Here is a 23,518-nt window from a genome sequence, read left to right on the forward strand (position 1 = left end):
GCAGTCCGAGGACGCTACTTGGCGGGTTCGTCCTCCACGTACTTATCCTCGCGGTAGTCGTAGTCGACCGGGTGGTCGTCCTCATCGGTGCGCTGGTACCAAGAACTCATGCGCTCCGAGGTGGAGTCCACATCGTGACCGGCTGCGGCCGGGCCCTGTTCGTGGCGAATCTCGATGGCGAAATCGTCGCCGTGTTGATCCATGCCCTGGCGCACCGCGTTATCCAGAGCCTTGCGGCCGTAACGGTGCCGCAGTGTCATCGGGTCTGTACTCAGATCCCGCAGGAAAGCGGGGATCAGCGCGAGCAGGATGATCGCGAACGGCAAGGCCGCAACGGTCACCAGATCCTGAAGACCTTGCAGCGCATCCGAACCGCCCACCAGGAGCATGACCGAGGAAACACCAGCCAGCGCCAGTCCCCAGAAGATGATGATTTTCTTGTCCGGGTGGGGCTTACCCTGCTGGGACATGGACGCCATGACCAGGGTTGCGGAGTCTGCCGAGGTAATGAAAAAGACGGCCAACAAGATGATGATCGCAATGGGCGTGATCTGGCTCAGGGGCAGTGCGCCCAGCATCAGGAAGAGCATTTCCTCCGGGGAAGCGGCGCTGGCGATGTCCGTCCCTGACCGCTGCAGCCAGATGGCGGTGCCGCCGAAAATTGAGAACGCGAGCACACAGATCAGAGTGGGAGCCAGTAGCACCACCGTCACGTACTGGCGCAGGGTGCGGCCGCGCGAAATGCGTGCCACGAACGTTCCGACGAAGGGCGCCCAGGACACCCACCAGGCCCAGTAGAACAGGGTCCAGTAGCGCATGAAGTCCTCGGCTTCCGGGCCCCAGGACGCAGACATGGAGATCATCTGGAACATCTCACCGAAGTACGTGCCCACCACGGAGGGAATGAAGTTCAGGAGGAACACGGTGGGGCCCGCCACGAATAGGAAGAACGCCACGCACGCGGCCAGCACCATGTTGAAGTTGGACAAGCGCCGAATTCCCTTGGCGACACCCGATACGGCGGAAATCAGGAACACGCAGGTCAGCACGGCGATGATGCCGATCAGCAGGCCGTTTCCCACATCGCCCAAGCCGGTGACGATCTGCAAACCACTGCCGATCTGTAGCGTGCCCAGGCCCAGCGAAGCCGAGGTTGCGAACAATATGCCGATGATTGCGAAGGTGTCGATCAACCGACCGCCCACGGTCAGGTGCGCTCGCTGGCCGAAAATGGCGGACATCAACAACGGACGGCCGCGGCGGTAAGCCGCGTAACCCACCGCAGCACCCACCAATGCGTAAATGGCCCAGGCCTGCAAACCCCAGTGGAAGATGGTCTGTGCCATGGCCGAGTGCATTGCCTGATACGTTTCCGCTTCCGCCCGACCCGGCGGGGGAGTCATATAATAGGTGATTGGCTCGTACACGCCAAAGAAGATCAGGCCCACGCCCATGCCCGCGGCGAAGAGCATCGCGATCCATGAGCCCATGGAGTACGCGGGAGCCTCACCGTCCTTACCGAGCGGGATCCGGCCGTAGCGTGAGAAGCCCACGTAGAGCAGGAACAGCAAGACTATGGCCGCCAGCAGGGTGAAGACCCAGCCGCCGTAGGTGACCACACCGGTCAGCGCGGCCGAGGCGACCTGGGTCAGGGTTTCGGTGGACACCGCGCCCCACACCACAAAACCGATGATCAACGCACCGGCCACACCGAACGTGATCTTGTCGGTGCGATAACGGACGCGCTGTTCCTCCACGGAAACACCGGGTACCAAACCCGGGTGAGTGTCGTGGGGGTAATTTGCGGGGGAGTCGTCGGACCCGGAAACCGGGCGGGACGAGGAGCTCATAACGGAACCTGCGTTCTGAACTGAAGATGGCGGTGTCGGCCGCCCGGACTGTTTGACCTTACCGGGTACTCGGAGCGCGGCAGAGATTCGTTTGAGCCCGGCAATCGCAAGGAAATGTCACTGAACAAGGCAATAACCGGGGAGTAGCCGCGGTCACGAGGCTCGTGACTGGCCGCGTCCGGCCTGGGGTAGTGGGCAATTTCACGTTCATGGCCCATGTGAATCCACCTTTGGCCGCGAGATTCCGCTGGTTAGGCGTAGCTGGCCGAGAGTCTGTGCGCAATCTGTGCCGAGTCATCGGGGACGGTGACAATGAGGCGAATAATTACCTGACGTTCGCTGTGAAGCTGCACGTCGCAACGGGTGGTTCAACCTCCGGGTCCAGCCCGGGCTAAGTGGCTCGATACGAGCGGATCTACAACAACCGAGGTCATGTAGCGCGTTTCTCGCGATGTGAGTGACCCCTCGTCAGCAAGGGCGGGTAAAAGCATGTAACCTGGACCTACGAAAAACTGACAAGATACTCCGGGGCCGTACTGTGTGCGCAGTGCGTTGAACAGTGCCGCCCATCGGACACGAGACGCAGAGGGGGTCACGCCATGGGGCGCGGCCGTCAAAAGGCGAAGGCGACACGGCAGGCGCGGGAGATGAAGTACTTCAGCCCGCAAACCGACTACTCGGCGCTGCAGCGCGAGCTGCGGTCCAATAAACCGTCCTCCCGAGCCGTAGACCACGAGGATCGTCATGATGAAGATGATGATTACTCGGCCTACGCGGAGAAGTACTCCGACTACGACTGATCTGGTTCACGCGGGAACCCACGGAGGCCCGCGCAACCGGCAGTGCAGCGCATGCGTCACGCGAACGTGGAGCACCACGTTTCGGGTCCAAGGACGTTGTAGTTCACAAGGAACCGCCCCACACCACAAGTGGTTGGGGCGGTTCCTTGTGCGCTATTCATCCCTGCCCAGGGGGAAATCAGTTGGCGTACTTGCCGGTCATGAGCACGCCGCCGCCGTCCACGCCCTTGGCGCCCTGGACCCAGTCGAGTCCGGCATCCTTGGCGGACGGGTCAACGGGGCCCACTTCGCCCATGATCCAGGAGCTCACGCCGCGCTTGTTGAGGTGCTCCACGGCGGCGTCCGCCACGGAGGGGTCCACAATTGCAACCATGCCCACGCCCAGGTTGAGCGTGCGCTCCAGGTCCGGCAGGGGGACGTTGCCCAACTGGCCGACCAGCTGGAAGATCGCGGGAAGCTCCCACGTGGAGCGATCCACGGTGGCCTGCAAACCGGCGGGCAGCACTCGGGCCAGGTTCGCGGCCAAACCACCACCGGTCACGTGTGAAAAACCGCGCACGCCGTGGCCGGTCTGACCACCCTCACCGTTGACGGGAAAGGCGCGGGCCAGATCCAGTACGTCTGCGGCGTACACGCGCGTGGGTTCGAGCAGCTCTTCGCCCAGGGTGCGGCCGAGTTCGGACACCTGCCGTTCCAACTGCCAACCGGCCACGTTGATGACCCGGCGCACCAGTGAGTAGCCGTTGGAGTGGATGCCGGAAGAGGCCATACCGATGATCACGTCACCGGCCTTGACACGGTCCGGGCCCAGTAGCTGGTCGGCTTCGATCACGCCGGTGGCGGCACCGGCCACGTCGTACTCGTCCGGAGCCAACAGGCCCGGGTGTTCTGCGGTCTCGCCACCGACCAAGGAGGTCTCTGCGGCGTCGCACGCGGCGGCAATGCCACGCACGATGTCCGCGATGCGCTCGGGGACCACTTTGCCGGTCGCGATGTAGTCGGTCATGAACAGCGGCTTGGCACCCACCACCACGATGTCGTCCACGACCATGCCCACCAGGTCCCAGCCAATGGTGTCGTGGATGTCCAAGCTCTGAGCAATAGCAACCTTGGTACCCACGCCGTCCGTGGAGGTCGCCAGGTAGGGCTTGCGATACTTGGTGAGCTCCGAGACGTCATAGAGTCCGGCGAATCCGCCCACGCCACCGACTACGTTGGTCGAGTGAGTGGCCTTGACCGCAGACTTCATGAGTTCCACGGCGCGATCGCCGGCTTCAACGTCCACTCCGGCGCTCGCGTAGGTCACGGACTGGGTGCTGGCGCCGTCTTGGATGTTGCTCATGCGCTTTTCTCCTGGGTGGCGGGGGTTTGGGATTCGGTCTCGTTCAACTCGTGGTGCTTCGCCGACGGCGCTGTGCTGCCGGGCGCTTCAAGCACGGCCTTGCCGAGCTTGTCTGCTTCGGGCAGGGGAGTGGGGTACGTGCCGGAGAAGCACGCGGTGCACAGGATGTCCCGGGGCTGCTTGGTGGCTTCGACCATGCCGTCCTGGGAAATGTATCCCAGTGAGTCCGCACCCAAAGAGGCGCGGATATCTTCGACTGCCAGACCGTTGGCGATCAGCTCGGCACGCGACGCGAAGTCGATGCCGTAGAAGCAGGGCCACTTGATGGGCGGGGACGAGATCCGGATGTGGATCTCCGCAGCACCGGCTTCGCGAAGCATGCGCACCAAGGCGCGCTGCGTGTTGCCGCGCACGATCGAGTCATCCACCACGATCAGACGCTTGCCGGCCACAATCGAGCGCAGCGGGTTGAGTTTGAGTCGGATGCCCAGCTGCCGGATAGTGTCCGAGGGCTGGATGAAGGTGCGTCCCACGTAGGAGTTCTTGACCAGTCCGTGCCCGAACGGGATGCCGGAGGCCTCCGCGTAACCAATAGCCGCCGGGGTGCCGGATTCGGGGGTGGGCATGACCAGATCGGCCTCGACCGCGTGCTCTCGAGCCAACTGACGGCCCATTTCCACGCGGGACTCGTAGACCGAGCGGCCGTTGATGGTGGTGTCCGGGCGAGCCAGGTACACGTACTCGAAGACGCAGCCGGCGCGCTTGGGCTCGGCGAACTGGCGGGTACGCAGGCCGTTCTCGTCCACGGCGATGAACTCGCCGGGCTCGATCTCGCGCACCAGCGAGGCGCCCACGATGTCCAGTGCGGCGGTTTCGGAAGCGACTACCCAGCCGCGCTCCAAGCGGCCCAGCACCAGCGGACGGATGCCCTGGGGGTCGCGAGCGGCGTACAGGGTGGTCTCGTCCATGAAGGACAGGCAGAAGGACCCGGTGAGCTTGGGCAGCAGGTGCATGGCGGCGTCCTCGAGCGAGCTGTGAGGGTGCTCGGCCAGCAACGCCGTGATCAGCGCGGTGTCCGTGGTGTTGCCCTGGGCCATTTCGCCGCGGGAGGGGAAACCGGACTTGTCGATGAGCTGGTCGTAGAGCTCAGCCGAATTGGTCAGGTTACCGTTGTGCGCCAATGCGACGGTTCCGTGGGGAGTTGCGCCCAGGGTGGGCTGCGCGTTAGCCCAGTGTGATCCACCCGTAGTGGAGTAACGGCAGTGGCCCACGGCCACATGTCCTTGGAGGGTGTTCAGGACGGTCTCGTCGAAGACCTGGGACACCAGGCCCATGTCCTTGTAGACCGAAATACGGTCGCCGCTCGACGTGGCAATGCCCGCAGACTCCTGCCCGCGGTGCTGCAAGGCGTACAGACCGTAGTACGCGAGTTTGGCTATGTCCTCGCCGGGGGCCCACACACCGAACACGCCGCATGCGTCCTGGGGGCCTTTTTCGCCGGGGAAGAGGTCATGAGTGAGTTTTCCATCGGATCGAACCACAAGAGCAGTGTCTCACGATCCGGGGCGGTCACCACTGTCGTGTACGTCATCAACCTGTGCAGTGACATCGCGGCGGCGCTTGAGGGAAATCCTGTCGATGATCAACGACACCACCGAGCCGAGCCCTGCGCCTACGATCAGTCCGATGACCAGGAAGAATCCCACGATGGAGCCGCGCGTGTAATACAGGGAGGACGGGCCCAGAAGACCGAACAGGAAGCCGGCCACGGCACCCAGAATCGCGCCGGTGATGAGGAACGCGAGCAGGTTGGGCGCTCGCCGGATGGTCATGTTCTCCTGGCGCGAGGAGTCGTGTGATGCGGATTCGGGGGTGTGGTTGGGCACGGAACTCATGAGTTCCAGGCTATCGCGGGAGCGCCGAGTGCGCGCACGCTCTCCCCGACAATGGACCGAAGGTTTGCTGGCAACCTGCTCAGGTGAACAGCGGCAGCCACTCGGAGAGGTCGGTCCTGGTTCCCGACGCCGCCACATCCCCGTTCGCCACGGTGCTCGCCCATTCGAGTTGCCCGGTCGCAAGACGGAGCCAGGTGGCTGCATCTGTCTCCACCACATTCGGGGGAGTGCCGCGTGTGTGACGAGGTCCGGCCACGCACTGGGTCACGCCGAACGGAGGCACTCGTACTTCCACGGAATTGCCCTCGGCGCGGGTGGCCAGTTCTTCCAAGCAGTAGCGCACTGCCAAGGCTGTGGTTTTGCGCGGTGTCGACTCGGGGTCTTCGCGCCACTGGGCCAGTGCCAGGGTGCCGTCCGCGGGATTGATTTTGCGACGCACGCTCACGGTGCGGTTCCTCCAGAATTTGTTGCGACTCGGTCCGTGTGGTTCCGAGGGCGAGAATCGCTCAGTCGAGCAGATCCAGAACGGGACGCGCGAGCTTGATGGCGCCCACGGGTTTGCCGGCCCCGGTAATGGGGCGCAGAACCTTGTCCAGGACGCGAGCGGCGTCGTCGGAAGAAATGGCACCCACCTGGTCCAAGAGCGTGAGGCCCACCAGCGCGTTGGCGCGGGAGGAACCGTCGAGCATCTTGATGGCCACGGACCAACCGCCGCGCGTGCCCAGACCGAGCACGCCTTCCGCGCCGAGCTTGGTGATCACGTCCAATTCCTCCATGATCACGGTATTGGACCGACGGGGGCCCTGGACGTACTCGGGATAGTCGAGCATGGACGTGGCGACCGTGGCGGCACGAGCGTCCGCCTGAATGTTGCGTGCGGCGCGACCCAGTGTGGAATACATGCGGGCCAACCCGGTCAAGGTGAGCGCGGTCAGCGGTGCACCACACCCGTCGATGCCCACGTGCTTGACCTGTTCACCGGAGAAGTCCTCGATGGTCTCCACCACGAGCTTCTGCAGCGGGTGCTGCGGATCCAGGTAGCTGTCCAGCGGCCATTCGTTGACCACGCACGCATACAGGAAAGCTGCGTGCTTACCCGAGCAGTTCATGCACATGCGGTTCTTGCCGCGCTCGGTGCGGATGAGCCACGCACGGGTGTCCTCATCCTGCGGCCAGTCCTGCGGGCACTGCAACGCATCGGGCCCCAGCCCCGCCGCCTTGAGGATGGAGCTCACGGCGTCCAAGTGATCGAAGGTGCCCGTGTGAGATGCGGCCGCAATGGCCACTTGGTCTCCGCGCAACGGAGCGCCGGCCTTCATGGATGCGATGGCCTGGAAGGGCTTGAGCGTGGAACGAGGAAAGATCAGTTCGTCCGGGGCGCCCAAAGACAGAGCTACGGAACCGTCCGGAGCCAACACTACGGCCGAACCGCGATGCCGGGATTCCACGAAGCCGCTGCGCTCCACCTCAGCGAGATCGACGGCCTGTTCAGAACTGAATGTGTGCATACAGCCCAGTATGTCAGCGCGATCATGCGAAACGTTGGAGTAGGTGGACCCGGTGCCGATACGCTGAGCACGTGAAGGTTTTGGTAGTGGGCCCAGGCGGCCGAGAACACGCGATCATCAAGTCCCTGCTGGCAGATCCCAAGGTCAGCGAAGTTCATGCTGCACCCGGTAACGCCGGGATCGCCCAAGATGTTCCGGTGCACCCCGTGAACGCGCAGGACCCGCAGGCGGTCACCGAGCTCGCGCGACAGCTGCACGCCGATCTCGTGGTTGTGGGACCCGAGGCGCCGCTGGTAGCTGGCGTGGGTGGCGCCCTGCGCGAGGCCGGGTTTCCGGTGTTCGGGCCCTCCAAGGACGCCGCACGCATCGAGGGTTCCAAGGCGTTCGCCAAGGAAATCATGGCTGCCGCCAACGTGCCGACCGCCCGCGCAGTGGCCACCTCGGACATGGCCGAAGTGCGCGAGGCCCTCACAGAGTTCGGCGCCCCGCACGTGGTCAAGGACGACGGCCTGGCCGCGGGCAAGGGCGTAGTGGTCACCAGCGAGCGTGACCGCGCGGAAGCCCACGCCCGCGAGTGCGTCGAGGCCGGCGGCTCCGTGGTGATCGAGGAATTCCTGGAAGGCCCCGAGGTCTCCCTGTTCGTCATCACGGATGGCGAACGAGTGGTGCCCTTGATCCCCGCCCAAGACTTCAAGCGCGTGCGCGACAACGATCAGGGCCCCAATACCGGTGGCATGGGTGCCTACACGCCTCTCGACTGGCTGCCCGAAGGCTTCACGGACGGGGTCGTCGAGCGTGTGGCACGGCCCGTGGTCGACGAATTACGACGCCGCGGCACACCTTTCACGGGCGTGCTCTACTGCGGTCTGGCGGTCACCAAGCGAGGTGTGCAGGTCATCGAGTTTAATGCCCGTTTCGGGGATCCTGAAACGCAATCCGTTCTGGCCATGCTCGAGTCTCCGCTCGGTGAGCTTATGCTCGACGCCGCCCAAGGGCGCCTGTCCGAGGACGGGGCACTGGAATGGAAATCCGGCGCATCCGTGACAGTGGTGCTCGCCGCACAGAACTACCCCGGCGCCCCGCGCAAGGGTGACGCCATCACCGGCCTGGACCAGGCCGAATCCGTGGAAGAAACTCACGTGATTCACGCCGGCACCGCCACCAATAACGCCGGTGACATCGTTTCCGCGGGCGGCCGCGTGTTGGCCGTGGTGTCCCACGGCGCAGATCTCAACGAAGCACGTGAGCGTGGATATCGTGGGATGGAATCGATTTCTCTCCCCGGTGCGCATTACCGCGGTGACATTGCGTTGGCTGCCGCCGAAGGTCGCATCACCCTCCCGACCACAGCTGAGGAGCAAGCATGAGTGAGCATCTCGCTCCACCCGAGATCCCCGGCTGGAAGCACGCCTATTCGGGCAAAGTCCGTGAACTCTACATTCCGGACGAATCCCGGTTGCGGGCCACCGGCGTGGCCATCAACGACAACGCGGAGTACCGGGCCGGATCCGTGCTGGTGCTCGCGAGTGACCGGATCTCCGCATTCGACCAGGTACTGCCCACCGAGATCCCGGACAAGGGCACCATCCTGACCCAGCTGTCACTGTGGTGGTTCGAGCAACTCACCGGAATTCCCAATCACATTCTCACGACCGACGTTCACGAGTCCGTGCGCGGGCGTGCCGTGATCTGCAAAAACCTCTCCATGTTCCCGGTCGAGAACATCGTGCGCGGTTATCTGACCGGGTCGGGTCTCAAGGACTACAAGGCTTCCGGATCGATCTGCGGAGTGGAACTGCCCGAGGGCCTGCAAGACGGCGATCGGCTCGAAAGCCCCATCTTCACCCCGACCGGTAAAGCCGAATTGGGTGAACACGACGAACCCATCACCTTCCGGGAAATGGCGGACGTGGTGGGCAACGCGGTGGCTGATCGGCTGCGCGAACTGTCCCTCAATATCTACTTGGAGGCGGAGGAGATCGCCCGCGAACGCGGCATCATCGTGGCCGACACCAAGATGGAATTCGGGCTCGATTCTTACCGGGGCGCCATCACCCTGGGCGACGAAGTGTTGACCCCGGACTCCTCCCGGTTCTGGGATGCAGAGACCTACAAGCCGGGTCAAGCCCAGCCTTCGTTCGACAAGCAGTACGTCCGTGACTGGCTGCGTTCCGACGAGTCCGGTTGGGACGGCAACGGACCTGTTCCCGAGCTGCCGGAGGACGTGGTCGAGAAGACCCGTTCGCGCTACGTGGAGGCCTATGAACGACTCACGGGGCGGGCCTTCGAGCCCAAGGGCCCGTTCTTCGAAGTGGCGGGTCCCACGGAGTACTGAGCAGTCGGCGGTAATGGGTCGATGACGTCTTGACCCTGCCTCCTGGGTGCCCCGGCTCGGGGCGGGCCAGCGGGGCCTAATCTGCAGGGACCGCGAAGTCCTCCGGGGGATCGTCCCACCGGGCGGCCCGCATGGCCACCTGCACCAAATGCGCGTCAGTGTCTTTGAGGGGAGTGCCCTCGGCCAGATAGTGCTCTCGAGCGGCGATCTGTAGGTGATCCGGCAGAGAGCCGTCCGCGCGCACGATGCGCCACCAGGCGACGTCGTCCCCGGCCAGACCGCGCGACATGATGCGCGCAGCGAGCCGGGGGGAACTCAGCCCCGCGAGCTCGGCCACATCACCGTAGGACAAAACCGCACCGGGCGGTACGGACAGGACCACGCTGCGAACCGCTCGGGCGGCCGCGTCTCCGGTGAGCGGGGAGTGTGAATCAGGCATCGCCGAAGGGGATCCGCACATCCAGAACCCAACGGCCGTCCTGAGGGCCGTAGGTGACATCACCGTTGAGCAGCGCAACACGCTCCTGGATCCCGTGCAAACCGTAACCGGAGGTCATCGGGTACTCGCCGTACTCCGGTCCGCGCGAATGCTGCAATTCATTCTCCGTGCGGACCATTACCGAATTGGCATCGCGGGTGAGGGACAACAAGCAGGCGGAGCCGGCCGGAGCGTACTTGATGATGTTGGTGGACGCTTCCTGCAGGATGCGCGCGGCGGTACCGCGCACGGTGGTCGGTAGCGTGTCAAAACCATCCAGGGTGTTCACCGTGACGGAGAATCCAGCCGCGGTGAGACTCGCGCTGAGGGAATCCAACAGGTTCTCCAAGGAGCCGGTGGTCAGGCCGGATGAGTTCTCGTTGCGGCTCACCGCTCCCGGTGATTCGCGCAGAATGTGCAGCAGCGTGCGCAGCTCCTGCAGACCGGACCGGGCCGCGTTCTCTATGGTGGAAATGGTTTCGTGCAACACCGCAGGATCGTTCTGGCGGTGGGATCCCGCGGCCTGCATGGTCACCAAAGTGAGTTCATGGGCGACCACGTCGTGGAGATCGCGCGCAAGCTCCAACCGTTCCTGCTCGCGCAACTGCTGGTGGGCGGCCTCAATGCTCCTCAGGCGTGTCTTGTTTTCGCGGTGCTGAATGACGAAGAAGCGCAGCGCCACACCAATGACCACGCCGACTACGAGTGGTGTACCCATGAGCCACAGAGCATCCGTGGTGCTCTCCACCACCACGGCCGTTATGGTCCATGTTGCGAGGACCAAGCTGTAGACCAGCGTCAACGTGCGCGGCAGCATGCTCACCGTGGCAATCGTGACGATCACCGCGCAAATGAGGGTGAACGCGTAACTGTGGGTGAACAACGCGAGGACGAGCGGGACCAGAAGGACCGTGCTCGCAACGCCCGGACGCCAAGCCACCAGGGCCAACGAACCGTAGCTCAGGATCATTTGAGCAGCTACCAGGACCGTGGTCGTGGCGGCATGATCCTCGGGCTCCAGCGCCCGAAGATCGTCGAAGAGCGCAATGGCAGCAAAGAGCACCAGCGTGACACGAAGCCAAACCGGCAGTGGACTGGTGCGGTTAAAACCCTCCCGCACGGAGGTGGATCCCGCTGGGGCGGCGATTACCACCCCCCGCAGAGCTGGGGGAAGTAACGGCACACGACGCTACTGGGGCCCTTCTCCGCAGGACCCTGCTGAGCGCTCATGGCGGGGCCGCCCAGTGTGAACAGGAGGGAGCATGTGATCAGTGTGGCAGCGAGGGCCCGTTTGAAACTCGACAAAGAGCCAGTTTGGTCAGTATGGATGCGGGAAATGACATGAGGAGAGTTCATGCGATCAGTTTATGATCAGACTATGAGTTTGTGCACCCTTATTTTGGTAGATGACCATCCACTCATGCGCGATGCGTTGCGGAATTTATTCGACGCGGAGCCGGGATTTCAGGTTTTGGGTGAAGCATCGGAGGGTGCGGAGGCGGTTCAGAAGTGTCTCGAGCTGGATCCTGATGTGGTGCTCATGGACATCAGAATGCCCGGAATGGACGGCATCGAGGCCACTGCACAGATCGTTCAGCAGGCTCCGCGCTCAAAGGTATTGGCGCTCACGACTTTTTCTACCCTGGAGTATGTTGTGCCGGCGCTACGAGCTGGTGCTTCCGGATATCTGGTGAAAGACGCCCGGCACGAGGAAATTGTTTCTGCGGTGCTTCAGGTGCGGGAGGATGAAATGACGCTTTCGCAGTCCGTGGCCAATTCGTTGGCCAATAATGTGCTGGGGGATGTTCCGGTTCCCTCGGTCCGCAGGGGGCGAACCGAGACGGCCCACACGGTGCCCCAAGAGACCCCCGCGGCCACGAATCAGCAATCATTCGTCCCGGATCTGACCACCCGAGAGTTGGAAACCCTGCGGTGGATCGCCAAGGGGCTCAACAACAATGAGATTGCCGACCAGATGAAGGTCTCCCACGGCAGCGTCAAGGCCTACGTATCACAACTGTGCGACAAGCTGGGAGCGAGGGACCGAGTTCAGGTTCTTATTGCGGGTATTCAGAGCGGTTTGGTGGAGCCGGAACTCACGGACGATATGACGCAGTGAACTCACTCACAGGCTTTTAACAGGTTAGGGGCCCCAACTCTGGCCATTTGGCCATGTTCCCCCGGTGGTGCAGTGCGGCAAAGTAGTACATGAACACGACGAAGGAAGTGTTCATCAGCTCAAGAGCTTGAGTGGCTGCGGTGAGTGTACGGTGCCGCGGCACCCAATCTTGGGTCACGCTGAACTCGCGGCGGGGGTCTTGTATGGCCCTCCCCCGGTTAGAGCTCCGGAAGACTTGGATCACCTTGCGTGACGCTCCGAGACTCCCGTCGCGTCAGCACGTGAGAAGTGAAGTACGGCACCTCTCGACCAGGAGGGGCCGTACTTTTTTCGTGTGCCGTGTGCTGCCGGTTGAGGGGTGGCTGTCTCGGTGGCTACTTTTCCGGGCGGGTACCAGGCTGTAGAACCATTGGATGTGTTCGCGCAATAAGCGGGTCGCCAGGTCGCCGTCGCGTGCCGTGACGGCCGCGAGGATTTCCCGGTGCTGGGTCTGGAGCCGGGCGCGGATGCTCGGCCAGTCTTCGAGGGTGGCCACGGTTTCCTGAACGTAGCCAATGGTCGCCTCACGCAGGGACACCATGATGGTCTCTAACACCACGTTGCCGGCCAGGGACGTCAGGAGCAGGTGGAACTGGGCATCCAGGGTATGGAACTCGTCATCGGAGACCTCCGGGTCGTCCATCCGGTCCAGCAACTCGTGGGCCCTGGCCAGAATGCCGTCGCGATCCGTGTGATCGTCGTTCTCGCCCGAGGCGGCATCCCACGCGGCCTGGGTCTCCAGCATCAGGCGCGTGGTGACAACGTCCTTGACCGGAAGGGCCTGGGTGGCGATGTGCATGCGCAACGCCCATCCGAGAGCGGCAGAAGCCTCGGAGATCACCGTGGCACCAGCTTGCGGACCCGATCCGGTGGACGAGCGGACCAAGCCCATGGCGTCTAGAATGCGGATGGCCTCGCGCACCGAGGCGCGGGAAATACCGAAATGCTCGGCGAGGGCTCGTTCCGCAGGCAGCTTGTCACCCACGCGGATCTTCCCGTGGCGCAGCTGCTCCTCGAGCCAGTTCAGCACCACCGTGTAGGCGGGGGTGGCAACCATGCGGTCCTCCTGCGGGTTGTTGAAAGTAAACCGCCCGGCACCCGTGATGCACGAGTGGCGGGCGGTTTATGCATTGCCAAGTCTATGCGGCGGGAAGCATCCAAGCGAGCACGTTGGACTGCAGGAACACCAATCCACACAGCACGATCAGCATGCCGATGGACCAGGGAACCACCGAACGGAAGATCTTGGACTCCTGCCCCTGCATGCTCACCGCGGTAGCGGCAATGGCCAGGGACTGCGGCGAGATCATCTTGCCCACCACGCCACCGGAGGTGTTGGCGGCGGTCATCAGGTAGGGATCCAGTCCGGATTCCAGGGCCGCGGTCTTCTGCAGGTTGGCGAACAGCGCGTTGGCGGAGGTGTCCGAACCGGTCACGGCCGTGCCCACCCAGCCCAGCACGGGGGAGAAGAAGGCGAATGCCGCGCCCAGGCCTGCCACGAACGTGCCGATGGAGATGGTCTGGCCGGAGAAGTTCATGACGTAGGCCAGTGCCAACACGGAGGCAATGGTCAGCGCGGAGAAACGCATCTTCCACGCGCTGCGCCCGATCTCGGCAATCGCGTTGCCCACGGTGAGCTTGAAACGTCCGTGGTGGTTGAACACCGAGTAGATGATGGCGACCAGCAAGCCGGAAATGAGCAACAGCGTGCCCGGGCTGGAGAGCCACTGGAAGTTGTATACCGAACCGGAAATGGGTTCACCCGCCGAGTTCAGCAAGTGGCCGTGCAGGCCGGGCCACGGGATCTTGATGTCGGTGGCGGCCAGGGCCTGCGGAACATTGACCCCCCAGGTCCAGAGCTTGGCGATACCGAAGACCACGACCACCAGGATGTAGGGCAGAACGGCCATCCAGGCGCGCACCGGGGTAAGGCCCTCTACGCTCTGCGGGCGTTCGATGCCCAGATCCGCGCGGACCTCTTCGGTGCCCTTGGGCTTCCAGAAGCGCATGAGGATCACGGCGGCGGCCAGGCCGGCCAAGGATGCCACGACGTCCGTGAGCTCGTAGGAGAAGTGCGTGGCGCACCACCACTGGGCAATCGCGAAGGTGCTGCCAACGGCCAATGCGGCGGGCCAGGCCTGCTTGAGGCCCCGAACGCCGTCGACAATCATGAGCAGGAAGAAGGGGACCACGAACGCGAAGAACGGTGCCTGGTGACCGACCACGGCGCCGATATGCGCCGGATCCAGGCCAGTGAGCACGCCGGCGGTAGTGATGGGAATGGCGATCGCTCCGAAGGCAACGGGGGCGGTATTGGCGATCAGCACCACGGTCGCGGTCTTGAGAGGCTTGAGGCCCAGCGCCAGGATCATGGTCGCGGTAATGGCCACGGGCGCGCCGAAGCCTGCGAGGGCTTCCAAGAGACCGCCGAAGCAGAAGGCGATCAACATGGCCTGAATGCGCAGATCACCGCCGCCGATGGTGTCGAAAATGGTGCGCAGATCCTCGAAGCGCCCGGACAACACGGTGACCTGGTAAAACCACAGCGCCATGACCACGATCCACACAATGGGGAACAGTCCGTAGACGGCACCCTGTGTAGCGCTCAACGCGGCCAGCTGTGCGGGCATGTTGAAACCGAATATCGCCACGAGCAGCGCGGCGCCCAACGCTGTGAGGCCAGCAACGTGGGCGCTGGTCTTGAACGCCAGCAGCATCACGAAGAACGTGAGCAAAGGAATGCAGCCCACCAGGGCTGAAAGTCCGACACTGCCACCCACGGCGTCGGTCATGGCGGTAAATGTGGTCACGCTGTCTCCTGTGCGCTCCGGTCGGTCCGCTCGTATGGTCGGACCACTATGGTCAGACCACGAATCATACATGATGCCCGTCACACTGAACAGTCACTTCATGGGTGCGCAGACGTGATCAGGGAGGGGGCTTGCTTGTGTGATCATCTTCACTCACCTAGCATGGTCAGACCACAGGAGCCTCGAGTTTCGGAGATCAAGTTGTGAGAATCGCACTGTTTGCCACGTGCATAGTGGACGCCATGTATCCCAAGGTCGCTCTGGCCACCGTGCGAGTTCTGGAGCGGCTCGGCCACGAAGTGGTGTTCCCCCAAGGACAGGGTTGCTGCTCGCAGATGCATGTGAACAGCGGCTACTTCGATGACGCCATGCCGGTGATCCGCAATCACGTCAAGGCCTTCACCGAGGTTGAGTACGACGTAGCCGTGGCGCCTTCCGGCTCGTGCGTCGCGTCGCTGGGCCATCAGCAGCCAATGGTCGCGCGCAAATGCGGCGATAATCAGTTGGCGGAACAGGCCGCGGACGTTGCCGCCAACACCTATGAGCTGTCCGAATTGTTGATCGACGTGCTGGGCGTGACCAACGCGGCCGAGCAGCTGGGGTCATGGTTCCCCGAAACCGTGACCTACCACCCCTCGTGCCACGGCATGCGCCTGCTGAACCTGGGGGACCGGCAGAAAGACCTGGTGAAGTCCGTGGGTGGTATCGACTACCGCGAACTTCCGGACGCCGAGGAATGCTGCGGATTCGGTGGCACCTTTTCCTTCAAGAACCCGGATGTTTCCGGGGCCATGGCGGACGCCAAGCTGCGCAACATCGAAGCGTCGGGTTCCTCCCTGTGCACCGGCGGTGACGCATCCTGCCTGCTGCACCTGGGCGGTGCCGCCTCCAAGCGAAAGGCGCCCGTGCGCACGGTGCACTTCGTGGAAATCCTGGCCTCGACCAAGGAGAACCCCCTCACGGTGGAGGGGCCCGTAGAACTGTCCATTCCCGCGCAGGGTGCGCGGACGGCGTCGAACGCTGGAGGTAACCGATGAGGATCACCAATCTGGGCATGCCCGCGGTGCGACCCGTGCACGGGCAGGGCAACCTGCACGCACAGGTTGCCTTCCCCCAGGCCGCCAAGGAAGAACTGAAGAACGACCAGATGCGTGCGAACATCCGGCACGCTACGCACACCATTCGTGGCAAGCGCGCCAACGTGGTGGGGGAGGTCCCCGATTGGCAGCAATTGCGCGATGCGGGCTCGGCCATCAAGGAACGCGTCATGGCCAACCTGCCCGAACTGCTCGAGGCCTTCGAGCAGAACGTGACTGCACGCGGCGGTGTGGTCCACTGGGCACGTGACGCGGATGAGGCCAACCGGATCGTCAGGGAGTTGGTGCAGGACACCGGCTCCAAGGACGTCATCAAGGTCAAGTCGATGGCCACCCAGGAAATCGGCTTGGACGCCCACCTCGAGGAACACGGCATCACCGCAACCGAGACCGACCTCGCGGAGCTGATCGTGCAGCTGGGCCGTGACAAGCCCTCGCACATCCTGGTGCCTGCCATCCACAAGAACCGCGAGGAGATCCGCGAAATCTTCCGCCGCGAAATGCCCGAGACCACGGACGAGCTCACCAGCGAACCGCGCGTGCTTGCGGAGGCCGCACGCCAGCACCTGCGCGAGAAGTTCCTGACCACGCGCGTGGCGATCTCCGGTGCGAACTTCGGCATTGCCGATACCGGCACACTGTCCGTGGTCGAGTCCGAGGGCAACGGTCGCATGTGCCTGACCCTGCCGGACACCCTGATCACGGTGATGGGCATCGAGAAGCTGCTGCCCTCGTACGAGGACCTCGAAGTGTTCTTCCAGCTGCTGCCGCGCTCTTCGACCGGCGAGCGGATGAACCCCTACACCTCGCTGTGGACGGGCGTCACGCCGGGAGACGGGCCGCAGAACTTCCACGTTGTCCTGCTCGACAACGGCCGTTCGGCAGTGCTGTCTGACCCGGACGGGCGTTCCGCACTGCACTGCATCCGCTGCTCCGCCTGCCTCAACGTGTGCCCGGTGTACGAGCATGCCGGCGGTCACGCGTACGGCTCCACGTACCCCGGCCCCATCGGAGCCATTCTTTCGCCACAGCTCACGGGCATCACGTCCGAGGAAAACGCGTCGCTTCCGTACGCTTCCTCACTGTGTGGGGCTTGCTACCAGGTGTGCCCGGTCAAGATCAATATCCCGGACATCCTGGTGCACCTGCGCGACGAAGACATTCGTACCAAGCACGGCGAACGCACCCAGGACGACGCCGCTCCGGCTCCCGTTTCGCACGACCCCGCAACGGAGTCCGCGGACAACTGGCGTTCGGAGAAAGTCCTCACGGGTGACGCGGACTCCGAACGGACCGACCCCGGCTCGCGTTCTCGTGGGGATGCCGTGCGCGATGCCGCGAATGATGTTGCGGCATCCGTGCGATCCGCCGGGCGGAAGATCTCTAAGTCCGCGCCGGCCAAGAAGGTCCCCACCCAAATGGACGCCATGATGAAGGGCGCCTCCTTCGTGATGTCTTCGGGCAAACGCATGTCCTTGGCCGAAAAGGGATTGCCGCTGGGCCGTGTGGTCGCCGGCCGTGATCACGCGATTAGCTGGTTGCCCGGCATGGTGGGTGGCTGGACGGCTCAGCGTGACATCCCCGAACCGCCCAAGCAGTCCTTCCGCAACTGGTGGAAGAAGCACGAGGGTGAGACCGAGCAGCGCCTGGCCCAGGACGGCGTCGGGCCCGCACCCTCGGCTGCCGAGGACGGCGCAGATCAGCCTGCGGCTGAACCGGATCAGTCCACCATCGCCAACAACGACCAGGACGGAGCGCAGCGATGACCGCGGACGCCAAAACTGAGATTCTCGCCCGCATCCGCGGCGCGCTGGCCGATTCGCCGGAGGTGCCGGAAACTCCGCGTGCGTACCGGAAGACCTCGGAGCTGTCCCGCGAGGAGATCGTGGAGATGCTCGAGGACCGACTGGTCGATTACAAGGCCAATGTGTTCCACGAAACGGCAGAGACCGTGGCCGAGCGGATCGCCACCCAGTTGGGCACCTCTGCTCGCTACGTGATTCCGGAGGGATTCGACACCGCATTCCTGCCGGAAGACACGGCAGCGCGCCGCGCGATTGTGGATCCCAATGATGGTCGTAAGGCTTCAGCGTTGGTCGTGCGCGAACTGAACCAGGTGGACGCGGTGGTGACATCCTCCACGGTGTCCTGCGCACAGACGGGCACGATTTTCCTGTCCGGCAGGCCGGACGAGGGGCGTCGCGCGATCACGTTGGTTCCGGATCACCACATCTGCATCGTGCCCCTGGATTCAATCGTGGAACTGATTCCGGAGGCCATGGCCCGCGTGGAACCCACCGCGCCCACCACCATGATTTCCGGCCCGTCCGCAACCTCGGACATTGAGCTGGAACGCGTGGAAGGCGTCCACGGCCCCCGCACCCTGGATGTGATCCTGCTGGGCTGATCGGGGCGGTTAGAGGTCCAAACCGGGTCACCAGGAGGAATCCCCTCGGGTCAGGGCGTCGTAGCCGGAGTCCACGAACAGCACCTGAACGGTGACCTTGCCCACTGCGGTCGAGGACAGGAAGCAGATGGCGGCGGCAATGTCCTCGGCACGGGCGGGGCCGTTCAGGGGAGAGGGCATACCCTGCTCCATCTGCTGGCGCCCCTCTTCGGTAGCGAAGAGCTGCCCGGTCATGGGCGTGATGACCACACCGGGAGCCACGGCATTGAGTGCGATACCTGCGCCGGCGAACCGTTCGGTGGTTGCGTTGCGGCGGACCCAGCGAGCCACTGCCTGCTTGGAGGACGAGTAGTTGAGGTAACCGGCCATTCCACCGGCAGCGACCAACGGCTCACCGATGGCTGCAGCGGTTGCGCGGTCGCCATTGAGCATGGCGTCCATGAGTTCATCGTTGGCGGGGTGCAGCGAGGCAGCGCTCCCGGTGATGCACACGCGGGGCGCATCGGAGTTGTTGAGCAGGGGAAGCAACCCTTCGACCGTGCCCACCGCACCGAAGTAGTTGATGGGCAAGTCCAGGGGAGCCTGTAGCGAGGTGCCAGCGTTGGCGACCACGCCGTCCACCACGGAGGTCAGCTGGGAGACCTCTTCAACCACGCCGGCGATGCCCTCTTCGGTAGAAAGGTCCGCGACGACTTCCGTGTTCTTGAGGTCAACGCCAATGACCCGGTGGCCTTCTTCGATGAGCTGAGCGGCGGTGGCCTGACCGATGCCGGATCCAGCTCCGGTGACCACGTAGACGCGAGGGGCAGCAACTTCAGTGTTAGGCACGATCTCTCCTCAGGGATACGGCCAGCCCGTGAGGCGCTCCCGCATGGGGGAAAGCAGCCGCGTAGTCTCAGGGGATGTATGTGCAGAATCCGTGCCCGAAATCGGCAATTGCATCACACGAAAATTCAGTGCACCTAGTACCGGGGCAGCGAGGGGTCCACCTGGTCGACCCAAGCGAGAACACCACCGTCCAGATGCTTCACCGTGTCCTCCCGCAGTGCATAGTCTCCGCGCAACGCACCGAGTGCCTGGGCGGAGCGCACTCCGGCCTTACAATGCAGCACCACATTGCCCTCCACCGAATCCGGCAGGGCTGACACACCACGGTCCAGGATCTCCTGCAAGGGGACCTGCACGGAGCCCGGGATGGAGACCAGCTCCCGCTCCCAGTCGTCACGCACATCAATCAATGTGAAGGACGTTTCGCCCAGTGAACGGGCGGTCAGCAACCCGGCAAGCTCGGAAGCGGTGAGGGTTTCGTGGCTGGCAGGAGCGGCGTCGTCGGCGGTGGGGAGACCGCACGCCACGGCGACTTGCGAGAGGTCGGTGACCGGCAGGCGGTCGGGATCCGGCAGGATGGAGAGCTCGCGCCAGGTCTGGGCGAGGGCGTCGTGGATGAGTACGCGACCCACCAGCGGGCGGCCGATACCGGTGATGAGTTTGAGCGCCTCGGTGACCATGACCGACCCGATAGTGGCCGGGAGCATGCCGAGCACGCCGCCTTCCGCACAGGAGGGAACCTGACCGGGTGCCGGCGCCTCCGAGAAGAGGTCGCGATAGACCGGGCCGTGGCCGGACCAGAACACCGAGACCTGGCCGTCGAAGCGCAGGATGGATCCCCACACGACCGGAATTCCCACGAGCTCGGCTGCATCGGACACGAGGTACCGCGTGCCGAAATTATCCGCGCCATCCATGACCAGGTCGTACCCGGAGAAGATCTCCAGGGCGTTGTCGGTGGTCAGGCGCTCGCCGTGCGTTTTGACGGTGACCAGCGGATTGAGGCGGGCAACTGCGTCGGCGGCGGAATCCACTTTGGGGCGGCCGATGTCCGCCATCCCGTGCACCACCTGGCGTTGCAGGTTGGACACGGAGACCACGTCGTCATCAACCACGCCGATGGTTCCGACACCCGCGGCCGCCAGGTACTGCAGTGCCGGGGCTCCCAGACCGCCGGCCCCGATGACCAGCACGCGAGCGTTCTTGAGGCGACGTTGGCCCTCCACCCCGAGTTGCGGAAGCGTGAGGTGGCGCGAGTAGCGTTCGAGTTCTTCGTGGCTGAGCTCCGGTGCGGGCTCGACGAGGGGCGGGAAAGAAGAAGCGGCGGTCATGAGACGTGCGACTCCGATGGTGACGAGGTGGGTGAAGCTGACGGTGCCGACGAATCCACCCGTAAAGGACCCTGCCCCGAGGACGGCGCGGGCCAGTCCCCGCGTGGAATGTCATCTCGTGCGGCTTCCGATCCCGAAGGGGCGCCACTAGTTCCGATTCGTCCGGCCATCGGTGAGGATGCCACGGCATGCGCGCGGCGTGCGATTCTGCCCGCGCCACGCGCCAGCCGTCCGGCCTCCACTGCGTATCGCATGGCCTGGGCCATGTTCACGGGGTTCTGCGCGCGGGTCACGGCGGAGGCGAGCAGTACCGCGTCGCATCCGAGTTCCATGGCCAGTGCGGCCTCAGAGGCCGTGCCAATACCCGCGTCCAACACCACGGGAACGCTCGCTCGAGAGGCGATGAGCTCAATGTTGTGCGGGTTCAAAATGCCCAGCCCCGTGCCGATCGGTGCGCCCAGCGGCATGACCGCCGTGGCCCCGGCCTGTTCGAGGTGCAGTGCCAGAACGGGGTCATCGGAGGTGTACGCGAACACTTTGAAGCCTCGCGCGACGAGCTGTTCGGTGGCGTCGAGTAGTTCAACACCGTCCGGGAGCAGCGTGTCCTCGTCCGCGATGACTTCCAGCTTGACCCAGTCGGTTTCCAGCGCCTCCCGGCCCAGCTCGGCGGTCAGCAGCGCGTCACGCGCGGTGTAGCAACCGGCGGTATTGGGCAGCACCCTGATGTCGTTGCGGTGCAGGATGCCGTAGAGGCTGTCCCGGGGTGACGACGCCGCTGCGCCATCGTCCACTTCGCTCCCGTTGCGAACAGCCTGGCCACCACCGGAGCCCAAACCCCATCCCGGTGAGTACCGCCGCACCGCCACCGTGGTCAGCTCGGTACCGGATGCGAGGAGCGCGCGCTCCAACATGGCTAGGTCGGTGAGTCCGCCGGTGCCCATGATGAGCCGGGAGCCGAGGGGGACGCCGTCGATGATCAACTCGTCGGTGGTCATGTCAGCCTCCCTGCACTGCGGTGACGATTTCTACGGTCTGGTTGGCCTCAAGCAACGTGTCAGCCCAGCGGGAACGCGGGATGACCGCGTGGTCCAGCGCCACGGCGATACCCAGCGGCTTGCCGTCAGCCGCGCGGCCGGCCGCGGTAATTTCACGGCCGGTCAGATCGGCCACGGCATCGGCAACGGACAGGCCTTCGGTCAGCGGTACGGGGTTCCCATTCACCTGGATGGTGTCGTGGGGCGCGGTATTCATGGTGTTCACCTGCTACATCTCGGGGTGCGCGGGAGAATGCCGCGCGGGATCGGTCGAGGTCAAGAAATCTTTGTCGTGCTCGTGGCTGACGGCGGGGTCCGTGGTGCCGGTCGCCAGTTCTGCGGCCAGCCGGGCGGCCACGGGAGTCAGCAGGATGCCGTGTCGGAAGTGGCCGGTGCTGATGACCAGTCCGGTCACGGAGCACAGACCCATGTAGGGCAGATCGTCGGGCGTTCCGGGGCGGGCGCGGGCGAGCATTTCCAGCACATCGCAGTCGTCCACGGCGGGCAGAATCGCTCGCGCATCCCGCAACAACTGATGCACCCCGCCGGCGAGCACGGAGTCGCGGCCGTCCTCGCGGCTCGTCGCGCCGAGCACCAGCGTGCGGTCCGAGCGGGGTACCAGATAGACCGGCCGCCCGTTGACTTGTCCGCGTACAGTCCGCGTGATCAGGTGTTCCTCGCCGGGGAGCAGTAACGAATCGGGTACGCGCAGCCGCAAAATATCGCCGTACACCGGGCGCAGCCGCAGGTTCAGGTCCGTGGGCAACTGTCCCGTATCGCCGGCATTCAGCCCGGTGGCCAGGATGACCGCGTCACTCTCGACTTTTTCGCCCCCGTCCAGGAGCACTCCCGTCACCCGGGGATCGGAGCCACGCGTGGAGAGAACTCGTTCGACCTTGGCGTGGAACCAGTGCGCGGGGCCGGGGTCAATGGCGCCGTGCAGAGTGTCGATGCTGGGCGCGTCTAGAGCTTCTATCAGGGACGCTGCGAGTAGCCGGGGATCCACCTGGTGATCCGTGGGCACCCTGATGGCACCGGCGAAATGCGGGGCAAGGGCGGGTTCGAGTTTCCGGGCCTGACGCGAGGTGATGTCCTCCACATGCATGCCCGCGGCCCGCTGATGGACGGCAAGGTCCTTGAGACTGTGAGCATCCGCGGTGTCCACGCCCACCACCAGGGTCTCTTCGGTTCGATATCCGCTGGGGAGCCCCGATGCCGCGGACACCCGTTCGATGAACGCGGGGTACTCCACAGCCGAGGCAGTCATGAGGGGGTACAGGCTTTCCTGCCCGTACTGGGTTTCGGCGATCGGGGCGAGCATGCCCGCGGCTGCGTGGGTGGCTCCCGAAGCGGGCCGCGGGTCTGCAAGCGTGACGGCCACACCGCGGCGTCGTAATTCGAAGGCGGTCGCCAGGCCGATCAAGCCGGCGCCCGCAACCACTGCATGCTGTGGCGCACTGTGGTGATGTACGGGTGGCATAAGTGCCACATCACTCCCTCCGGCGGCATGATCCGCATCAGGTTTCCGGTCGGCGGCTCACGCCCTCTCAGCCCGCTGCGGTGGTTGCCAAGGCAACAGATGCGGACTCCCGTGGAACTACCGGTCGTGTGACCGGTACATCCCAGTGTAACCGTGACCCGTGGC

The 23,518-nt window shown here is 64.2% G+C and carries 22 protein-coding genes; 7 read left to right on the forward strand and 15 right to left on the reverse strand.

All coding sequences use genetic code 11. The features are described 5' to 3' along the window. Positions 1-14: 14 nt before the first annotated feature. Positions 15-1,850, reverse strand: coding sequence for a BCCT family transporter (locus tag ABD283_RS08490; protein ID WP_344224554.1), 1,836 nt, complete (start codon positions 1,848-1,850; stop codon positions 15-17). Between the two features lie 599 nt (positions 1,851-2,449). On the opposite strand from ABD283_RS08490, the gene ABD283_RS08495 reads away from it, so the two are divergent. Next, positions 2,450-2,650, forward strand: a complete 201-nt coding sequence (locus tag ABD283_RS08495; RefSeq protein ID WP_344224555.1) for a DUF3073 domain-containing protein — start codon at positions 2,450-2,452, stop codon at positions 2,648-2,650. Between the two features lie 178 nt (positions 2,651-2,828). Here the strand turns inward: ABD283_RS08495 and purM are convergent, their stop codons facing one another. From purM to ABD283_RS08520, 5 genes are all read right to left on the reverse strand, one after another. After that, a complete protein-coding gene (purM, locus tag ABD283_RS08500; RefSeq protein WP_344224556.1) occupies positions 2,829-3,992 on the reverse strand; it encodes a phosphoribosylformylglycinamidine cyclo-ligase in 1,164 nt (387 codons plus the stop codon). Next, positions 3,989-5,533 (reverse strand): amidophosphoribosyltransferase, encoded by a 1,545-nt coding sequence (purF, locus tag ABD283_RS08505; protein WP_344224557.1) that lies wholly within the window; start codon positions 5,531-5,533, stop codon positions 3,989-3,991. Before purF ends, purM begins: the two co-directional genes overlap by 4 nt. Positions 5,534-5,545: 12 nt before the next feature. Continuing rightward, complete coding sequence (locus tag ABD283_RS08510) at positions 5,546-5,887, reverse strand: hypothetical protein (RefSeq protein WP_344224558.1); 342 nt, start codon at positions 5,885-5,887, stop codon at positions 5,546-5,548. 79 nt (positions 5,888-5,966) lie between these two features. Then, a complete protein-coding gene (locus ABD283_RS08515) occupies positions 5,967-6,332 on the reverse strand; it encodes a sterol carrier family protein (protein WP_344224559.1) in 366 nt (121 codons plus the stop codon). Positions 6,333-6,393: 61 nt separating this feature from the next. Next, complete coding sequence (locus ABD283_RS08520) at positions 6,394-7,395, reverse strand: asparaginase (protein ID WP_344224560.1); 1,002 nt, start codon at positions 7,393-7,395, stop codon at positions 6,394-6,396. A 71-nt stretch (positions 7,396-7,466) separates the two neighbouring features. On the opposite strand from ABD283_RS08520, the gene purD reads away from it, so the two are divergent. Both purD and ABD283_RS08530 read left to right on the forward strand, forming a co-directional pair. Continuing rightward, positions 7,467-8,762 carry a phosphoribosylamine--glycine ligase gene (gene purD / locus ABD283_RS08525; protein WP_344224561.1) on the forward strand — a complete coding sequence of 432 codons (1,296 nt, stop codon included), beginning with the start codon at positions 7,467-7,469 and terminating at the stop codon, positions 8,760-8,762. Beyond that, positions 8,759-9,730, forward strand: a complete 972-nt coding sequence (locus ABD283_RS08530) for a phosphoribosylaminoimidazolesuccinocarboxamide synthase (protein ID WP_344224562.1) — start codon at positions 8,759-8,761, stop codon at positions 9,728-9,730. Before purD ends, ABD283_RS08530 begins: the two co-directional genes overlap by 4 nt. 76 nt (positions 9,731-9,806) lie before the next feature. Here ABD283_RS08530 and ABD283_RS08535 read toward each other — a convergent pair whose 3' ends face one another. Together ABD283_RS08535 and ABD283_RS08540 are read right to left on the reverse strand one after the other, a co-directional pair. Next, positions 9,807-10,169, reverse strand: a complete 363-nt coding sequence (locus tag ABD283_RS08535) for an MGMT family protein (protein WP_344224563.1) — start codon at positions 10,167-10,169, stop codon at positions 9,807-9,809. Continuing rightward, entirely contained in the window at positions 10,162-11,271 is a 1,110-nt protein-coding gene (locus ABD283_RS08540) for a sensor histidine kinase (RefSeq protein ID WP_344224564.1), read from the reverse strand. Before ABD283_RS08540 ends, ABD283_RS08535 begins: the two co-directional genes overlap by 8 nt. A gap of 315 nt (positions 11,272-11,586) precedes the next feature. Between ABD283_RS08540 and ABD283_RS08545 the strand changes: the two genes are divergently transcribed. Continuing rightward, entirely contained in the window at positions 11,587-12,327 is a 741-nt protein-coding gene (locus ABD283_RS08545) for a response regulator (RefSeq protein ID WP_344224600.1), read from the forward strand. A gap of 274 nt (positions 12,328-12,601) precedes the next feature. Here the strand turns inward: ABD283_RS08545 and ABD283_RS08550 are convergent, their stop codons facing one another. Both ABD283_RS08550 and ABD283_RS08555 read right to left on the reverse strand, forming a co-directional pair. Beyond that, a complete protein-coding gene (locus ABD283_RS08550; RefSeq protein ID WP_344224565.1) occupies positions 12,602-13,423 on the reverse strand; it encodes a FadR/GntR family transcriptional regulator in 822 nt (273 codons plus the stop codon). Positions 13,424-13,505: 82 nt separating this feature from the next. Continuing rightward, entirely contained in the window at positions 13,506-15,176 is a 1,671-nt protein-coding gene (locus ABD283_RS08555) for an L-lactate permease (RefSeq protein WP_344224566.1), read from the reverse strand. A gap of 203 nt (positions 15,177-15,379) precedes the next feature. Between ABD283_RS08555 and ABD283_RS08560 the strand changes: the two genes are divergently transcribed. From ABD283_RS08560 to ABD283_RS08570, 3 genes are read left to right on the forward strand one after another with little or no spacing between them, the layout of a single operon-like run. Then, positions 15,380-16,213 (forward strand): (Fe-S)-binding protein, encoded by an 834-nt coding sequence (locus tag ABD283_RS08560; RefSeq protein ID WP_344224567.1) that lies wholly within the window; start codon positions 15,380-15,382, stop codon positions 16,211-16,213. Then, positions 16,210-18,039 carry a LutB/LldF family L-lactate oxidation iron-sulfur protein gene (locus ABD283_RS08565; protein WP_344224568.1) on the forward strand — a complete coding sequence of 610 codons (1,830 nt, stop codon included), beginning with the start codon at positions 16,210-16,212 and terminating at the stop codon, positions 18,037-18,039. Before ABD283_RS08560 ends, ABD283_RS08565 begins: the two co-directional genes overlap by 4 nt. Further along, on the forward strand, positions 18,036-18,680 hold the full coding sequence (locus tag ABD283_RS08570) for a LutC/YkgG family protein (RefSeq protein WP_344224569.1): 645 nt from the start codon (positions 18,036-18,038) through the stop codon (positions 18,678-18,680). The genes ABD283_RS08565 and ABD283_RS08570 overlap by 4 nt, the downstream gene beginning before the upstream one ends. A 27-nt stretch (positions 18,681-18,707) precedes the next feature. Here the strand turns inward: ABD283_RS08570 and ABD283_RS08575 are convergent, their stop codons facing one another. The 5 genes from ABD283_RS08575 to thiO form a co-directional block, all read right to left on the reverse strand. After that, a complete protein-coding gene (locus ABD283_RS08575) occupies positions 18,708-19,508 on the reverse strand; it encodes an SDR family oxidoreductase (RefSeq protein ID WP_344224570.1) in 801 nt (266 codons plus the stop codon). A 134-nt stretch (positions 19,509-19,642) separates the two neighbouring features. Next, positions 19,643-20,839 carry a molybdopterin-synthase adenylyltransferase MoeB gene (gene moeB, locus ABD283_RS08580; RefSeq protein ID WP_344224571.1) on the reverse strand — a complete coding sequence of 399 codons (1,197 nt, stop codon included), beginning with the start codon at positions 20,837-20,839 and terminating at the stop codon, positions 19,643-19,645. Next, entirely contained in the window at positions 20,836-21,834 is a 999-nt protein-coding gene (locus ABD283_RS08585; RefSeq protein WP_344224572.1) for a thiazole synthase, read from the reverse strand. The genes moeB and ABD283_RS08585 overlap by 4 nt, the downstream gene beginning before the upstream one ends. Position 21,835: 1 nt before the next feature. Continuing rightward, complete coding sequence (gene thiS, locus ABD283_RS08590; protein WP_344224573.1) at positions 21,836-22,090, reverse strand: sulfur carrier protein ThiS; 255 nt, start codon at positions 22,088-22,090, stop codon at positions 21,836-21,838. A 12-nt stretch (positions 22,091-22,102) separates the two neighbouring features. Continuing rightward, positions 22,103-23,353 carry a glycine oxidase ThiO gene (gene thiO, locus ABD283_RS08595; RefSeq protein ID WP_344224601.1) on the reverse strand — a complete coding sequence of 417 codons (1,251 nt, stop codon included), beginning with the start codon at positions 23,351-23,353 and terminating at the stop codon, positions 22,103-22,105. Positions 23,354-23,518 lie beyond the last annotated feature (165 nt).

The sequence above is a fragment of the Kocuria atrinae genome (genome assembly GCF_039531425.1).
Lineage (GTDB): Bacteria > Actinomycetota > Actinomycetes > Actinomycetales > Micrococcaceae > Kocuria > Kocuria atrinae.

Coding starts and splice junctions, on each gene's coding strand:
- ABD283_RS08490 (WP_344224554.1), bottom strand. CDS start 1,850: ATGAGCTCCTCGTCCCGCCCGGTTTCCGGGTCCGACGACTCCCCCGCA.
- ABD283_RS08495 (WP_344224555.1), top strand. CDS start 2,450: ATGGGGCGCGGCCGTCAAAAGGCGAAGGCGACACGGCAGGCGCGGGAG.
- purM (WP_344224556.1), bottom strand. CDS start 3,992: ATGAGCAACATCCAAGACGGCGCCAGCACCCAGTCCGTGACCTACGCG.
- ABD283_RS08510 (WP_344224558.1), bottom strand. CDS start 5,887: ATGAGTTCCGTGCCCAACCACACCCCCGAATCCGCATCACACGACTCC.
- ABD283_RS08520 (WP_344224560.1), bottom strand. CDS start 7,395: ATGCACACATTCAGTTCTGAACAGGCCGTCGATCTCGCTGAGGTGGAG.
- ABD283_RS08530 (WP_344224562.1), top strand. CDS start 8,759: ATGAGTGAGCATCTCGCTCCACCCGAGATCCCCGGCTGGAAGCACGCC.
- ABD283_RS08535 (WP_344224563.1), bottom strand. CDS start 10,169: ATGCCTGATTCACACTCCCCGCTCACCGGAGACGCGGCCGCCCGAGCG.
- ABD283_RS08545 (WP_344224600.1), top strand. CDS start 11,587: ATGAGTTTGTGCACCCTTATTTTGGTAGATGACCATCCACTCATGCGC.
- ABD283_RS08550 (WP_344224565.1), bottom strand. CDS start 13,423: ATGGTTGCCACCCCCGCCTACACGGTGGTGCTGAACTGGCTCGAGGAG.
- ABD283_RS08565 (WP_344224568.1), top strand. CDS start 16,210: ATGAGGATCACCAATCTGGGCATGCCCGCGGTGCGACCCGTGCACGGG.
- ABD283_RS08570 (WP_344224569.1), top strand. CDS start 18,036: ATGACCGCGGACGCCAAAACTGAGATTCTCGCCCGCATCCGCGGCGCG.
- moeB (WP_344224571.1), bottom strand. CDS start 20,839: ATGACCGCCGCTTCTTCTTTCCCGCCCCTCGTCGAGCCCGCACCGGAG.
- ABD283_RS08585 (WP_344224572.1), bottom strand. CDS start 21,834: ATGACCACCGACGAGTTGATCATCGACGGCGTCCCCCTCGGCTCCCGG.
- thiS (WP_344224573.1), bottom strand. CDS start 22,090: ATGAATACCGCGCCCCACGACACCATCCAGGTGAATGGGAACCCCGTA.
- thiO (WP_344224601.1), bottom strand. CDS start 23,353: ATGCCACCCGTACATCACCACAGTGCGCCACAGCATGCAGTGGTTGCG.